Genomic DNA, 12,790 nt, shown 5'->3' with positions numbered 1-12,790 from the left:
GATGACGCGCAAGGCCACCCCCGGCGGCACCGGCCGGACCGTCAACGACCCCACCGCCAAGGGGAAGGGGCCGCCCGCCCCGGTGTCGCGCACGGAAGCCGTGCACGAGGCGCTGCGCCAGGCGATCATCGAGCAGCGCCTCGTGCCGGGGGCGCGGCTGCCGGAGGATGCCATCGGCGAGACCTTCGGCACCAGCCGCACCATCGCCCGCGAAGCGCTCGGCCGCCTCGCCGTGGAGGGGCTGGTGGAGCTGAAGCCGAACCGCGGCGCCTTCGTCGCGAATCCCTCCCTGGAGGAGGGGCGCGACGCCTTCGTCGTGCGCCGCAGTCTGGAGCGCACCGTCGCCGAGACCCTGGCCGGCCGCCTGCGGCCGGACGAGGTGAGCGAACTGCGGGACTTCGTCGCCCGCGAGACGGCGGTCGCCGGCGCCGACGCGGTGGAGTCGATCCGCTTGGCCGGCGAGTTCCATCTGCTGCTCGCCCGCCTCACCGGCAACGGCCTGCTGATCCGCTACGTCACCGAGGTGGTGTCCCGCTGCTCGCTGGTGCTGGCCATGTACGGCCGCCCCCATTCGGCGGAGTGCGGCGTCTCCGAGCACGCGGCGATCGTCGCCGCGCTGATCGCCGGCGACGCCGTGGAGGCGGGCCGGCTGATGGACCACCACCTCGAGCACGTGGCCAGCCGCGCCTTTCTGGAAGCCCGGGTCAGCCGGGACATCCGCGACGTCCTCGCGCCCTACGCCTCCCGCATCAAGGGTCTCTGACATGGCCGACGCCTCCACCGACCGGACCGATACGGTCGACTTCGATTTCCGTGCCCTGTCGGCGCGCGAGCGGTACAAGCTGATGATCGGCACCGTGGTGCCGCGGCCGATCGCGCTGGTGACCACCGTCGATCCCGACGGCCGCGTCAACGCCGCTCCCTTCAGCTTCTTCAACTGCCTGTCGGCGGACCCGCCGATCCTCGCCCTCGGGGTGGAAAACCATCCCGACATGAGCTTCAAGGACACCGCCCGCAACATCCGGCTGACCGAGGTGTTCACCGTCAACATCGTCTCCATGGCCATCGCCGAGGCGATGCACGTCTGCGCCGTCGGGTTCCCGCCGGGGACCGACGAGCTGCGTCAGGCCGGGCTGACGGCGGTGCCGGGGACGGCGGTGGCGTCGCCGTGGATCCGCGAGGCGCCCGCGGCGTTCGAATGCCGGCGGACCATGACCCTGGAGCTGGGCCGGTCGCGGCAGATCATCCTCGGCGAGATCGTGCACGCCCATTACCGCGCCGGCGTCGTCGACCCCGAGCGCCTGCTGGTCGACCCCGCCGGCCTCGACGCCATCGCGCGGCTCGGCGGCGACGTCTGCTCGACGACCCGCGACCGCTTCGAGATGCGGACCCCGGACCTGACGCACTGGACGGCGGCGGCGACCGACGCCGCGTGACGTCTCCTTGAAGCGGCGGGGGGCACCGCCAAGATGTTGGGCTCCGCCACGCAGGAGCCGACGTCGTGAGCGCGTGCCCCGCCGCCGTTCTGCCCGACCCCTACGCGACGCCGCCCCGACTGCACACCGCCGACGGCGCGCCGCGGCGGGTCGGCCTTGAGCTGGAGTTCATGGGCGTCGCCACGGCGCGGGCGGCGCAGGCCCTCGCGGCGGCGCTCGGCGGCCGGGTGGTGGGCGAGGATCCGCACGCCTACGCCGTGCTGGACAGCGCGCTGGGCGACCTCGCCGTCGAGCTCGACCTGCGCCACGCCCACCCGCAGCGCCACGCGGGCGCTCTGCGCTGGCGCCTCGGCCGGCGGGGGGCCGGCCTGCTCGGCACCCTGGCCCGCCGCGTCGTGCCGCAGGAGCTGATCACGCGGCCCTTGCCGCTGGACCGGCTGCACGAGTTCGAACGCGCCGTCGCCGTGCTGGCCGGTGCCGGCGCCAGGACGACGCGATTGCCCCTGGTCGAGGTCCCCGGCCTCCACTTCAACGTCGACGTCCCGAGCTGCGAGGCCGCGGCGCTGACCGCCCATCTCCGGGCGTTCGTGCTGCTGGAGCCCTGGCTGCGCCGGGCCGCCCTGGACGCCTTCGGCGGTGCGACGCGGGCCCGCGCCTCGCTGCCGGCGCGCCATCCCGCCGCCTACGTCGACCGCCTCCTCGACCCGGCCTACCGGCCGGACGCCGCCACCTTCGTCGACGACTATCTCGACGCCAACCCGAGCCGCGACCGTGGCCTGGACCTGCTGCCGCTGCTGCTGCACCTGGAGCCGGAGCGGGTGCGGGCCCGGCTGCCGCGGGAGAAGATCAGCGCCCGGCCGGCCTTCCACTACCGCCTGCCGCTGGCCCGCGTCGGCGAGCCCGGCTGGAGCCCGGCGGCGGACTGGAACCGCTGGGTTCTGGTGGAACGGCTGGCGGCGGACGGCGACCGGCTCGCCGAGCTCGCCCGCCGGCGCCGCGCCGCCGGCGGCGGCGACGACGGGTGGGCCGACGCCCTCGTGCGTGCCGGCGTGGTGCCGCCGCCGGGCTGAGCGTCGGGCGGCAGGCGGCGTGCCCGGGCCTGCAGGGACGGGGCGGATCGAGGGTGGACGCCCGGTATCCGGAATGCCACACTCGCGCCGCCGCAACCCGCCGGAGTGCCGTCGCCGTGCCGACCACCGCCGCCACGTCCTGCCGCGATGCCGTGAGCGCCGCCGAATGGCGGGTGCGCGTCGACCTCGCCGCCGCCTACCGGCTGGCGCAGGACCGCGGTTGGGGCGACCTGATCTACACCCACGTCTCGGCGGCGGTGCCGGGCGAGCCCGGCCGTTTCCTCATCAACCCGTTCGGCCTGACCTTCGACGAGGTGACGGCGTCGAACCTGGTGAAGATCGACCGCGACGGCACCGTCGTCGGCGACACGCCGCACCGGGTGAACGTGACGGGCTTCGTCATCCACGCCGCCGTCCACCGGGCGCGGCCCGACGCGCGCTGCGTCATGCACCTGCACAACGAGGCGGCGGTCGCCGTGTCGATGCTGGAGGGCGGGCTGCTGCCGCTGTCGCAGCATGCCCTGCGCTTCTACCGCGACCTCGGCTACCACCGGTACGAGGGGCTGGCGCTGGACGTCGCGGAGACCGGCCGGCTGATCGCCGCGCTGGGGGAGCGGCGCGCCCTGCTGCTGCACAACCATGGCAGCCTGGTGGCCGGGCGCACGGTGGCGGAGGCCTTCGTGCTGATGGACACGCTGGACAAGGCGTGCCGCATGCAGCTCGCCGCCCAGGCGGCCGGCGTCCCGCTGGTGATGCCCGACCCGCAGGTGTGCGAGACGACCTACCGCCAGCTGACCGCCGACCCCGAGCCGGAGGGCGCCGACGAATGGCCGGCGCTGCTGCGGCGGCTCGACCGGCTGTGCCCCGACTACGCCTTGTGAACCGAAGATCCCGACGAAAGGACGAGCCCATGCCGACCATCAACATCCAGCTCTTCGAAGGCCGCACGGTCGAACAGAAGCGGGCCTACGCCAAGGCCCTGACCGACACCACGGTGCAGGTCCTGGGCTGCTCGGCCGACGCCGTCGACATCATCTTCCACGACGTGAAGAAGAGCGACTGGGCGTCGGGCGGCAAGCTGTGTTCCGACGAGTAGACCCGGCCGCCGCCGGCGCGGGCGGCCGGGCCCGGCGATGCGGGAGGAGCCGATGAGCGACGCCGTCCCGTTCGACGCGGCGGCGCTGGCGGTGGTCCGCCGCGCCTACGCCCGGCAGATGACCGCCGGCGCCGGCCTCGGACCGGGCAGCGCCCTGGAGGACGCCTTCGCGGCCGTGCCGCGCGAGCGCTTCCTGGGACCGCCGCCGTGGCGCGTTTTCGCCGCGTCCGGCGTCCACGGCGTGTTGGCGGGCGCGGATCCCGTCCTGCTCTACCAGGACGTCAACGTGGCGCTCGACCCCGGGCGCGGGGTCAACAACGGCTCGCCGTCCCTGCACGCGGCGTGGCTGCACGCCGCCGGCCCCCGCCCGGGCGACCGGGTCGTGCACATCGGCGCCGGCACCGGCTACTACAGCGCCCTGCTGGGCCGGCTGGTCGGCGACTCCGGCCGCGTCCTCGCCGTCGAGGTCGACGCGGCGCTGGCCGCACGGGCGCGGGACGCGCTGGCGCCCTACGGCAACGTCACCGTCGTCCACGGAGACGGCGCGCTCTGGCCGCAGGACGCGGCCGACGTCGTCTACGTCAGCGCCCACGTGTCGCGTCCGGCGGACGCCTGGCTGGCGGCCCTGGCGCCCGGCGGACGCCTCGTCTTTCCCCTGGGCGTGCCGTCGCCCCGGCCCGACCCGTCGGGCGGCCGCTACGCCCTGCATGGGGCCGGCCTGCGGGTCGAGCGGCGGCCGGACGGCTTCGCCGTCCGCTGGCTCGGGCCCGCCTGTTTCGTGTGCGCCGAAGGCGCCCTGGCCGACCGCCCGGAGGACGCCCGGGCGTTGCGGGCCGCGTTCGAGGCGGGCGGTGTCGAGTTCGTCCGCAGCCTGCGCTGGCGGCAGCCCGCGCTCCCCGGCCGCTGCTGGTTCGTCGGCTCGGACTGGAGCCTCGGTTACGACGAACCGGCGTGAGGCCGCGGCGGCGTCGCGCGGACCACGACGTCGATCCGCGCGTCGGCGGGCCCGTAGCCGAGGGCCGCCGCCGCGGCACGGCGCAGGCGCTGCAGGCCGGGCAGATCGGCGTCGAGGATGCGCCCGGTTCCGGCGTCGACCAGATGCAGCGGCCGGTCGTCCGCCGCGAGCGCCCAGAGCGAGCGGCCGCAGCCGATGTCGTGGCGGATCACGGCGCCGCTGTCCTCCAGGCGCTTCAGCGTCCGGTAGACCGACGCCAGGCTGGTGCGGGGCGCCACCGCCCGGGCGTGGGACAGCAGCGTCGCCGCGTCGCACGGGGCGCCGGCCCGCCGCAGCGCCTCGCCGATGGCGCGGCGGGCCCGGCTCGGCCGCAGCCCCAGGACACCGCCGGCCGGGTCGGCGGGCGGCGCCGGGCGGGGGCTACTCATCCGCCCGCTCCCCGCCGGTGATGGCCCGGGTCGCCCGCTCCAGGATCGTCCGCACCCGCTCCGTCTCGGCGTCGCTCCAGCCGGCGCGGTGGAAGTGCAGGGCGGCGCGCAGCGTGTGCATCGCCTCGCGGATGACGTCGGGCGCGGCGTCGCCGGTCATGGCGCGGGCCGCCAGCTCCATGCGGGCCATCACGCCGTCGACGGTGGGCCGGTTCTCCGCGAGGTAGGCGCCGCCCTCCTCGGTGATCTCGAACAGGCGCTTGGCGCCTTCGCTGACCGTCGCCCGCACGTAGCCCAGCTCCTCCAGCAGGGTGAGCGTGGGATAGACCGACCCCGGGCTGGGCGCGTAGGCGCCGCCGAAGCGCTGCTCGATCTCCTTGATCAGCTCGTAGCCGTGGCGCGGCTGCTCGGCGATCAGCGCCAGCAGCACCAGGCGCAGGTCGCCCGGTCCGAAGACCCGCCCGCCGCGCCCGAATCCCTCCGGCCCGCCCTGGCCGAAACCGCCGCGGCCGCCGGGCCGGTGGCCGCGCCCGCCGCCGCCGCGCCCGGCGTGCGCCGCATGATGCCAGAAGTCCCAGTGTCCCATATGGATGCGCATGATCGTCTCCTATGTAAGAGTGGATCAAACGATATATCGTTTTGCAGTGCACGGCAACGGGAATCGCACCGCCGGACTTCGCGGCGGCGACGGGGGCGGCGATGACAGGGGCGCTGGGAGGCTACGCCATCGGCGGGTCGAGCCGGGCGAAGCCCTCCTGGCGGCGGTAGGGGAAGTGCGGATAGGGCGCGGTGACGGCGCTGGCCTCGTCGAGCCGGGCGCTCTGCTCGGCCGTCAGGGTCCAGCCGACGGCGCCCAGGTTCTGGCGCAACTGCGCCTCGTCGCGGGCGCCGAGGATGACCGAGGCGACCGTCGGGCGCCCGAGCAGCCAGTTGATGGCGACCTGCGGCACGCTGCGGCCGGTCTCCGCGGCCACCGTGTCGAGCGCGTCGGTCACCCGGAACAGGCGCTCCTCCTCGACCGGCGGGCCGAAGCCGGCCGTCGCGTGCAGGCGGCTGCCGGCGGGCAGGGGCTGGCCGCGCCGGACGCGGCCGGTGAGGCGGCCCCAACCCAGCGGGCTCCACACCAGGGCGCCGAGCCCCTGGTCGCGGCTGAGCGGCATGAGGTCCCACTCGTAGTCGCGCCCGACCAGCGAATAATAGACCTGGTGGGCGACGTAGCGCGGCCAGCCGTGCCGCTCAGCCACCGCCAGCGACTTCATGATCTGCCAGCCGGAGAAGTTGGAGACGCCGACGTAGCGCAGCTTGCCGGCGCGCACCAGCGTGTCCAGGGTCGACAGGACCTCCTCCACCGGCGTGGCGGCGTCGAAGGCGTGGAGTTGCAGCAGGTCGATGTGATCGGTGTCGAGCCGGCGCAGCGCGTCCTCCACGGCGCCGACGAGGCGGCGGCGCGACGTGCCGGCGTCGTTCGGCCCGTCGCCCATGGGCAGGCCGGTCTTGGTCGAGATCAGGACGTCGCCGCGCCGGCCGCGGATGGCCTGGCCCAGCACCTCCTCCGACGCGCCGTCGGAGTAGACGTCGGCGGTGTCGAACAGGGTGACGCCGGCGTCGAGGCAGATGTCGACGAGGCGGCGCGCCTCCTTGGCGTCGGTGGCCCCCCAGGCGCCGAACAGCGGGCCGGAGCCGCCGAAGGTGCCGGTGCCAAAGCTCAGGACCGGCACTTTGAGCCCGGAGGCGCCGAGTTGACGGTGGTCCATGACGGTTTCTCCCCGTGTCCGTGGCGCCGCCCGAGGCGGCGCGTCGGGGGGACAGTAGGAGGCCGGCCGGTGATGAGATAGACTGCGGGAACGACCATCATCTGTGAGCTGAGGTCAAGGATGGCGGGCCGCGAGGTCAACCGGTTCGCGGAGATGGAGGTGTTCGTGCGGGTCGTCGAGCGCGGCGGCTTCTCGCCGGCCGCCCGCGCCTGCCGCATGACCCCGTCGGCGGTGAGCAAGCTGATCGCCCGGCTGGAGAGCCGTCTCGGCGCGCGCCTGCTCAACCGCTCGACCCGGGCGCTGCGGATGACCCCCGAGGGCTGCGCCTTCTACGAGCGGGCGACGCGCATCCTTGCCGACCTGGAGGACGCCGAGCGCGGCGCCGCCACCGGCGAGGCGGCCGTCGGCCGGGTCCGGCTCAACACCAGCGCCTCCTATGCCGCCCACGTCCTGGCGCCGGCGCTGCCCGAGTTCCTGTCCCGCCATCCCGGCGTCACCGTCGACCTGGTGCAGACCGACGCCGTGGTCGACCTGCTGGCCGAGCGCGCCGACGTGGCGGTGCGGGCCGGACCCTTGAAGAGCTCCAGCCTGATCGCCCGCAAGCTCGGCGCGACGCCCATGGTGATCGTCGCCGCCCCCGCCTACCTCGCCCGTTTCGGCGAGCCGGAGAGCCGTGCCGACCTGGAGCGGCACCACCGCCTCGGGCTCGGCTACGCGCGGGCGGTGGAGGGCTGGCCGCTGCGCGACGGCGGGGCCGTCGTCACCGTTCCCGTCGCCGGGCCGGTCCAGGCGAGCGACGGCGAGGCCCTGCGCCACCTGGCGCTGGGCGGCGCCGGGCTGGCCCGCATGGCGGCGTTCACGGTGCGCGCCGACCTGGCGGCGGGGCGGCTGGTGCCGGTGCTGGAGCACCTCAATCCCGGCGACCGCGAGGACTTCCACGCCGTCTTCGTCGGCCAGGGCGGGCCGCTGCCGTCGCGCGTCCGCGCGCTGCTCGACTTCCTGGCCGAGCGGGGGCGGGTGACCTGAGAGCGGAATCACCTGGAGTGATCCCGCTCTCAATTCAAATGTTTGGAGCAAGATTCACGCTTTTGGCCGGATCGGCCAAAAGCGATCTTGCTCCGAGCGGCGCTCACCGCGCCGCCGCCGCCATCGCCTCCGCCGTTTCGGGATCGGCGGGGAAGAAGGCCTCGATCGCCAGCTCGGCCAGGGTCACGTCGAGGGGCGTGCCGAACACGGTGGTGGTGCTGAAGAAGGACAGCACGCGCCCGTCGGCGACCAGGCGGAAGGGCACGACGATGCCGCCGTAGTCGCCGTGCGGCCGCTCCGTCGCCGGGACCGGGTAGGCATTCAGCTCGTCGAGCAGGGCGGCCAGCGCCGGGTCGGCGGTGGCGGCGTGCTGCGAGGCCAGGCGGGCCAGCAGATGGGCGCGCCATTCCGACAGGTTGGCGATGCGCGGCGCCAGCCCGTCGGGGTGGAGGCTGAGGCGCAGCACGTTGACCGGCGCCTCCAGCAGCGCCGGTGCCAGGCCCGCCATCAGCCGCCCGGTCGCCCGGTTGGCGGCGACGAGGTGCCAGTGCCGGTCCACCGCCAGGGCCGGGTAGGGCTCGTGGCCGGCCAGCACCAGGTCGACGGCGCGCCGCGCCGCCGCCAGCGCCGGGTCGGCGAGCGGGCGCTCGGCGAACACCGGCGCGAAGCCGGCCGCCACCAGCAGCGCGTTGCGTTCGCGCAAGGGCAGCTCCAGGTGCTCCGCCAGATGCAGGACCATGTCGCGGCTGGGCCGCGAGCGTCCGGTCTCCAGGAAGCTGAGATGGCGGGTGGAGATGTTGGCGTCGCAGGCCAGGTCGAGCTGGCTGAGCCGCCGCCGCTGGCGCCAGGTGCGCAGGAGCTCCCCCACCGTGCGGCCGTCGTCGAGGATCGTCATGGCGCCGAGGATAGCCCGCCGGCCGCCGCCGCTCCATTACCCCCGACGTAATCGCGTCCCCGCCGCGCCGCGGCCATGCTGCGCACCGTTGGTTCCCCATGAACGATGGAGCGTGCGATGACGATCCGCTTTTCCCCCTCCCGGCTGCGCCGCGTCCTGCTGGCCGATGCCGCCACCTGCGCGGTGGCCGGCACGGTGCTGCTGGCCGGCGCCGGCGGTCTGTCCGGCCCGCTGGGCCTGCCGGTAGCCCTGCTGGGCGGGGCCGGCGCCGTCCTGCTGGCCTGCGCCGCCGCCGTGCTGCTCCTCGCCACCCGGCCGGCGATGCCGCGGCCGGCGGTGGGAGCGGTGATCGCCCTCAACGCCCTGTGGGCGGCCGACAGCGTGGCGTTGCTGCTGTCCGGCTGGGTGCAGCCGACGGGGCTGGGGACCGCCTTCGTGCTGGCCCAGGCGGTGCTCGTCCTGGCCTTCGCCGAGGCCGAGTGGCTGTGCGTCCGCCGGACGGCGGTGCCCGCCGCCTGACCGCCGCCCTGACCGCCGTCCCCACCCGCCAACGGAGCCCAGCCATGCCCGCCACCGGTCCCGTCGTGTTCGTCGTCTCCCTGACCGTCCGCCCCGGCTGCGAGGAGGCCTTCCTCGGCCTTCTCCACCCGCTGCTCGACGCCATGCGCCACGAGACGGGCTTCGTCAACGCGGTGCTCCACCGCGATCCCGCCGACCCCGGCCGCTTCATGCTGTACGAGACCTGGACCGACCTGACGGAGGTGGTCGAGGTGCAGATGGCGCGTCCCTACCGGGCCGCCTACGAGGCGCGCCTGCCGGAGCTCCTGCGCGAGCCCCGGGCGGTGCAGGTCTGGCACCCGCTGCGCGGCGACGGCCGTGACGTCGGACGGTGACGCAGCGGTGGGCGGACGGCCGGGTGGGGCAAGAAAAAGCGGCCGCCGGTGGGGCGGCCGCGAGTGTGGAATGCCAAGCCAGTGAAGCCGCCCCGGACCCGCTCTGCCGAGTGTGCCCGCTGCTTCCAGACAGCCGGACAACGGCCCGCCGTCGGACCCGGTTCCGCGCCGGGGCGGAATGTCCTCTTTATGTCATACCCCGAGCCGAACCCCTGACCACGAGTGCCCCCACCCCGCCCCTCCCCCGCTTCGCAGGGGAGGGAGGCGACCCGCGGCGGAGCCATGGGGAGGGTGGAGGCAGCAGGTGTGTCAGCCATTCCGCTCGACGGTATCACCCGGCGCCGAGCCTCACCGCCGCGGCGGCAGACTGAAGTCCACCCGCTCCGGCCGTCCGGGCAGGGACAGGTGCGCCTCGACGGGGGCGCAGCGCGACACCACGGCGCCGCGCCGCAGCACGTAGAGCCGGGCGGCGCGGGTGCGCAGGGCCTCCACCGGGTCGGCCGCCTGCAGCATCACGAGGTCGGCGTGGCAGCCGGGCTCCAGGCCGTAGCCGTCGAGGTGCAGCAGCCTCGCCGGATTCGCGGTCACCGCGGTGAAGCAGGCCTTCATGGCGTCGTGGCCGGTCATCTGGCCGACGTGCAGGCCCATGTGCGCCGCCTCCAGGAGGTCGGCCGAGCCCAGCGGGTACCAGGGGTCCATGACGCAGTCGTGGCCGAACGCCACCGTCAGCCCGGCGGCCATCAGCTCGGGCACGCGGGTCATGCCGCGGCGCTTGGGGTAGGTGTCGTGGCGGCCCTGGAGGGTGATGTTGATCAGCGGGTTGGCGACCACGCCGAGGCGCGCCTCGGCCATCAGCGGGATCAGCTTGGAGACGTAGTAGTTGTCCATGGAATGCATGGAGGTGAGGTGCGAGCCGGTCACCCGCCCGTGCAGGCCGAGGCGCTGGGTCTCGTACGCCAGGGTCTCGACGTGGCGCGACAGCGGGTCGTCGCTCTCGTCGCAGTGCATGTCGACCAGCAGCCCGCGCTCGGCGGCGATCTCGCACAAGAGCCGCACCGAGGCGGCCCCGTCGGCCATGGTGCGCTCGAAGTGCGGGATGCCGCCGACCACGTCGACCCCCATGTCGAGCGCCCGCTTCAGCAGGTCGACGGCGCCGGGCGCGCGCAGCACCCCGTCCTGCGGGAAGGCGACGAGCTGCAGGTCGAGATAGGGGGCGACCCGCCGCCTGACGTCGAGCAGCGCCTCCACCGCCAAGAGGCGCGGGTCGCACACGTCGACGTGGCTGCGGATCGCCAGCAGGCCGCGCGCCACCGCCCAGTCGCAGTAGGCCAGCGCCCGCTCGACGATGGCGTCCTGGGTGAGCTGGGGCTTCAGCTCGCCCCACAGGGCGATGCCCTCCAGCAGCGTGCCCGACCGGTTGACCCGCGGCAGCCCGTAGCTGAGCGTCGAGTCCATGTGGAAATGGGCGTCGACGAAGGGCGGCGTCACCAGACGGCCGGTGGCGTCGATCTCGGTCCCGGCGTCGCCGGGCAGGTTCGCCTCGACGGCGGCGATGCGGCCGGCGCGCACACCGATGTCGACGCCGGTGCGCCCGTCGGGCAGGGTGGCGCGGCGCAGGACCAGATCGAACATCGGCGGATTCCCTTGGCGTGACGGGGGCGGGGAAGGGATGCTACCGCACGACGTCCGCCGGTGACAAACGCGCCGGCCGCCGGCGCCTCAGCCGTTTCGGGACCGGCCGCCCTGTTCCATCCGCGCCAACGCCTGCTCGAGGGACGCCAGGAATTTGGGCCACCCGGCCCGGGCGCCCTGGTGATACTGAGGATGATCCGGCGGGAAGCCCGACTGCTCCATGCGCACGCGGGTCCCCGTCGACGTCGGGGTGAGGGTCCAGGTGACGACGCTGTCGAGGCCCCGGGCGGCCCAGGTGTAGGAGAGCGTCCGGTTCTCCTCGACCTCGAGCACGCGGCAGTCGATCACGCCCCATTCCGTGCGCAGCTGGAAGCGATGGCCGACGACGGGCTCGAAGTCGTTCGCCATCAACCACTCCTCGATCAGGTGCGGCTGCGTGATGGCCCGCCACACCCGCGCCGGCGGATGGGGCAGATCCCGCTCGACCACCACGGACCGGGCCTCGGCTGCTGAGTCGTTCATCGGGACGTCCGTGTCGGTGGGTCGTCGAGCGGCCTGCAAGGGTGACCGGTCCGTCGTGCCGTTCTACCGGCGCGCAAGCTGGGTGATCTGGACGAGATTTCCGCAGGTGTCGTTCAGCCGGGCGATGGTCGAGCCGGGCACGTCGGTCGGCGGCATGGTGAAGGCGAAGCCGCGTGCGGAGATACGTTCGTGATCGCCCTCGACGTCGTCCGTGAACAAATTCACGGCCGGCCGGTCCTGCTGGAACAACGCCCGCTGGTACGCCTCGGCCGCCGGGGTGTCGTTCATCGCCAGTTGCAGTTCCGTGCCGTCCGGCTCCTCCGGGGACACCACGGTCAGCCAGCGGAAGGGGCCGTTGGTGACGTCAGCCTTCTTCAGGAAGCCCAACCCTTCCGTGTAGAAGCGCAAGGCCCTTTCCTGGTCGTCCACATAAACGGTCGCAAGCTTGATCTTCATCTGCGGATCCTTCGGCTGCGTTCGCTGCACGGGCGGCGCCAACGACAGATAACTCGTCGGCTATGCGTTACTCATAACCGACGAGATATGCGTTGGTCAAGCGCCCACGGTGGACGGGGCCGCGGAGACGCCGACCGACAGGGCGACCGGGGCCCGGCCTTGCCGTCTACCCCGCCAGCACGGCGATGTCGGAGGCCGACAGGGACCTGACGTTCAGCGTGGCGACGGTGACCGCGGTGCCGGCGCCGCTGCCGTCGGCGTCGAAGGAGAGCACCCCGGTGGCGGTGTCGAAGACGAACCAGTCGTCGGCGTCGCCCGGCGCGCCGAGCGCGAAGTGGCCGGCCGACAGCGTGCCCGTCCCGACGAGGCCGAAGTTGGGCCCGACGACCGCGACGCGGTCGGCCCCGCTCTCGAAGTCGGCGACGGTGTCGCCGCCCTCGCCGGGATGGCGGACGACGAACAGGTCGGCGCCGGCGCCGCCCCAGAGGGTGTCGGCCCCCTGGTTGCCGTCCAGCACGTCGTCGCCCCGGCCGCCATAGAGGAGGTCGCCGTCCTGGCCGCCGAACAGCGTGTCGTCCGCCTGCCCGCCGAACAGCGTGTCCGCCGCCTTGTTGCCGTACAGCACGT

The 12,790-nt window shown here is 74.1% G+C and carries 17 protein-coding genes; 9 read left to right on the top strand and 8 right to left on the bottom strand.

Annotated features, from left to right (window positions below; all coding sequences use genetic code 11):
* Position 1: 1 nt before the first annotated feature.
* The 6 genes from ACSBPG_RS23565 to ACSBPG_RS23540 all read left to right on the top strand — a co-directional run bounded on the left by ACSBPG_RS23565 (position 2) and on the right by ACSBPG_RS23540 (position 4,557).
* On the top strand, positions 2-763 hold the full coding sequence (locus ACSBPG_RS23565; protein ID WP_435539671.1) for a GntR family transcriptional regulator: 762 nt from the start codon (positions 2-4) through the stop codon (positions 761-763).
* A 1-nt stretch (position 764) separates the two neighbouring features.
* Positions 765-1,436, top strand: coding sequence for a flavin reductase family protein (locus ACSBPG_RS23560; protein WP_435539670.1), 672 nt, complete (start codon positions 765-767; stop codon positions 1,434-1,436).
* 65 nt (positions 1,437-1,501) lie between these two features.
* Entirely contained in the window at positions 1,502-2,506 is a 1,005-nt protein-coding gene (locus tag ACSBPG_RS23555) for an amidoligase family protein (RefSeq protein ID WP_435539669.1), read from the top strand.
* 116 nt (positions 2,507-2,622) lie between these two features.
* A complete protein-coding gene (locus ACSBPG_RS23550) occupies positions 2,623-3,387 on the top strand; it encodes a class II aldolase/adducin family protein (RefSeq protein ID WP_435539668.1) in 765 nt (254 codons plus the stop codon).
* A 29-nt stretch (positions 3,388-3,416) separates the two neighbouring features.
* Complete coding sequence (locus ACSBPG_RS23545; protein WP_435539667.1) at positions 3,417-3,602, top strand: 4-oxalocrotonate tautomerase; 186 nt, start codon at positions 3,417-3,419, stop codon at positions 3,600-3,602.
* A gap of 52 nt (positions 3,603-3,654) precedes the next feature.
* The gene (locus ACSBPG_RS23540; protein ID WP_435539666.1) at positions 3,655-4,557 is read left to right on the top strand and encodes a protein-L-isoaspartate O-methyltransferase family protein; all 903 of its coding nucleotides are present in this window, start codon (positions 3,655-3,657) and stop codon (positions 4,555-4,557) included.
* Here the strand turns inward: ACSBPG_RS23540 and ACSBPG_RS23535 are convergent.
* The 3 genes from ACSBPG_RS23535 to ACSBPG_RS23525 form a co-directional block, all read right to left on the bottom strand.
* Positions 4,539-4,985, bottom strand: a complete 447-nt coding sequence (locus ACSBPG_RS23535; protein WP_435539665.1) for a Fur family transcriptional regulator — start codon at positions 4,983-4,985, stop codon at positions 4,539-4,541. The genes ACSBPG_RS23540 and ACSBPG_RS23535 overlap by 19 nt on opposite strands.
* On the bottom strand, positions 4,978-5,583 hold the full coding sequence (locus ACSBPG_RS23530) for a PadR family transcriptional regulator (RefSeq protein WP_435539664.1): 606 nt from the start codon (positions 5,581-5,583) through the stop codon (positions 4,978-4,980). Before ACSBPG_RS23530 ends, ACSBPG_RS23535 begins: the two co-directional genes overlap by 8 nt.
* A gap of 121 nt (positions 5,584-5,704) precedes the next feature.
* Positions 5,705-6,739 carry an aldo/keto reductase gene (locus ACSBPG_RS23525; protein WP_435539663.1) on the bottom strand — a complete coding sequence of 345 codons (1,035 nt, stop codon included), beginning with the start codon at positions 6,737-6,739 and terminating at the stop codon, positions 5,705-5,707.
* A 120-nt stretch (positions 6,740-6,859) separates the two neighbouring features.
* Here ACSBPG_RS23525 and ACSBPG_RS23520 point away from each other — a divergent pair, with 120 nt between their 5' ends.
* On the top strand, positions 6,860-7,765 hold the full coding sequence (locus tag ACSBPG_RS23520; RefSeq protein ID WP_435539662.1) for a LysR substrate-binding domain-containing protein: 906 nt from the start codon (positions 6,860-6,862) through the stop codon (positions 7,763-7,765).
* Between the two features lie 103 nt (positions 7,766-7,868).
* Here ACSBPG_RS23520 and ACSBPG_RS23515 read toward each other — a convergent pair whose 3' ends face one another.
* The gene (locus ACSBPG_RS23515; protein WP_435539661.1) at positions 7,869-8,660 is read right to left on the bottom strand and encodes a helix-turn-helix domain-containing protein; all 792 of its coding nucleotides are present in this window, start codon (positions 8,658-8,660) and stop codon (positions 7,869-7,871) included.
* A gap of 117 nt (positions 8,661-8,777) precedes the next feature.
* Between ACSBPG_RS23515 and ACSBPG_RS23510 the strand changes: the two genes are divergently transcribed.
* Both ACSBPG_RS23510 and ACSBPG_RS23505 read left to right on the top strand, forming a co-directional pair.
* Entirely contained in the window at positions 8,778-9,179 is a 402-nt protein-coding gene (locus tag ACSBPG_RS23510; protein WP_435539660.1) for a hypothetical protein, read from the top strand.
* A 44-nt stretch (positions 9,180-9,223) separates the two neighbouring features.
* Complete coding sequence (locus ACSBPG_RS23505) at positions 9,224-9,553, top strand: putative quinol monooxygenase (protein WP_435539659.1); 330 nt, start codon at positions 9,224-9,226, stop codon at positions 9,551-9,553.
* A gap of 348 nt (positions 9,554-9,901) precedes the next feature.
* Here the strand turns inward: ACSBPG_RS23505 and ACSBPG_RS23500 are convergent, their stop codons facing one another.
* The 4 genes from ACSBPG_RS23500 to ACSBPG_RS23485 form a co-directional block, all read right to left on the bottom strand.
* On the bottom strand, positions 9,902-11,185 hold the full coding sequence (locus tag ACSBPG_RS23500; RefSeq protein ID WP_435539658.1) for an amidohydrolase family protein: 1,284 nt from the start codon (positions 11,183-11,185) through the stop codon (positions 9,902-9,904).
* 87 nt (positions 11,186-11,272) lie between these two features.
* Positions 11,273-11,707, bottom strand: coding sequence for an SRPBCC family protein (locus ACSBPG_RS23495; protein ID WP_435539657.1), 435 nt, complete (start codon positions 11,705-11,707; stop codon positions 11,273-11,275).
* A gap of 63 nt (positions 11,708-11,770) precedes the next feature.
* Positions 11,771-12,163: a VOC family protein gene (locus ACSBPG_RS23490; RefSeq protein WP_435539656.1), complete on the bottom strand. Its 393-nt coding sequence runs from the start codon at positions 12,161-12,163 to the stop codon at positions 11,771-11,773.
* Positions 12,164-12,329: 166 nt separating this feature from the next.
* The coding region (locus ACSBPG_RS23485) for a calcium-binding protein (RefSeq protein ID WP_435539655.1) at positions 12,330-12,790 on the bottom strand (461 nt) is incomplete at its 5' end.

It is taken from the genome of Azospirillum sp. ST 5-10 (genome assembly GCF_051225715.1).
Lineage (GTDB): Bacteria > Pseudomonadota > Alphaproteobacteria > Azospirillales > Azospirillaceae > Azospirillum.
Note: the sequence above shows the minus strand (reverse complement) of the source record. Positions and strands in the feature narration are given on the sequence as shown.

Coding starts and splice junctions, on each gene's coding strand:
- ACSBPG_RS23490 (WP_435539656.1), bottom strand. CDS start 12,163: ATGAAGATCAAGCTTGCGACCGTTTATGTGGACGACCAGGAAAGGGCC.
- ACSBPG_RS23560 (WP_435539670.1), top strand. CDS start 765: ATGGCCGACGCCTCCACCGACCGGACCGATACGGTCGACTTCGATTTC.
- ACSBPG_RS23500 (WP_435539658.1), bottom strand. CDS start 11,185: ATGTTCGATCTGGTCCTGCGCCGCGCCACCCTGCCCGACGGGCGCACC.
- ACSBPG_RS23515 (WP_435539661.1), bottom strand. CDS start 8,660: ATGACGATCCTCGACGACGGCCGCACGGTGGGGGAGCTCCTGCGCACC.
- ACSBPG_RS23505 (WP_435539659.1), top strand. CDS start 9,224: ATGCCCGCCACCGGTCCCGTCGTGTTCGTCGTCTCCCTGACCGTCCGC.
- ACSBPG_RS23525 (WP_435539663.1), bottom strand. CDS start 6,739: ATGGACCACCGTCAACTCGGCGCCTCCGGGCTCAAAGTGCCGGTCCTG.
- ACSBPG_RS23520 (WP_435539662.1), top strand. CDS start 6,860: ATGGCGGGCCGCGAGGTCAACCGGTTCGCGGAGATGGAGGTGTTCGTG.
- ACSBPG_RS23565 (WP_435539671.1), top strand. CDS start 2: ATGACGCGCAAGGCCACCCCCGGCGGCACCGGCCGGACCGTCAACGAC.
- ACSBPG_RS23545 (WP_435539667.1), top strand. CDS start 3,417: ATGCCGACCATCAACATCCAGCTCTTCGAAGGCCGCACGGTCGAACAG.
- ACSBPG_RS23535 (WP_435539665.1), bottom strand. CDS start 4,985: ATGAGTAGCCCCCGCCCGGCGCCGCCCGCCGACCCGGCCGGCGGTGTC.
- ACSBPG_RS23495 (WP_435539657.1), bottom strand. CDS start 11,707: ATGAACGACTCAGCAGCCGAGGCCCGGTCCGTGGTGGTCGAGCGGGAT.
- ACSBPG_RS23530 (WP_435539664.1), bottom strand. CDS start 5,583: ATGCGCATCCATATGGGACACTGGGACTTCTGGCATCATGCGGCGCAC.
- ACSBPG_RS23510 (WP_435539660.1), top strand. CDS start 8,778: ATGACGATCCGCTTTTCCCCCTCCCGGCTGCGCCGCGTCCTGCTGGCC.
- ACSBPG_RS23540 (WP_435539666.1), top strand. CDS start 3,655: ATGAGCGACGCCGTCCCGTTCGACGCGGCGGCGCTGGCGGTGGTCCGC.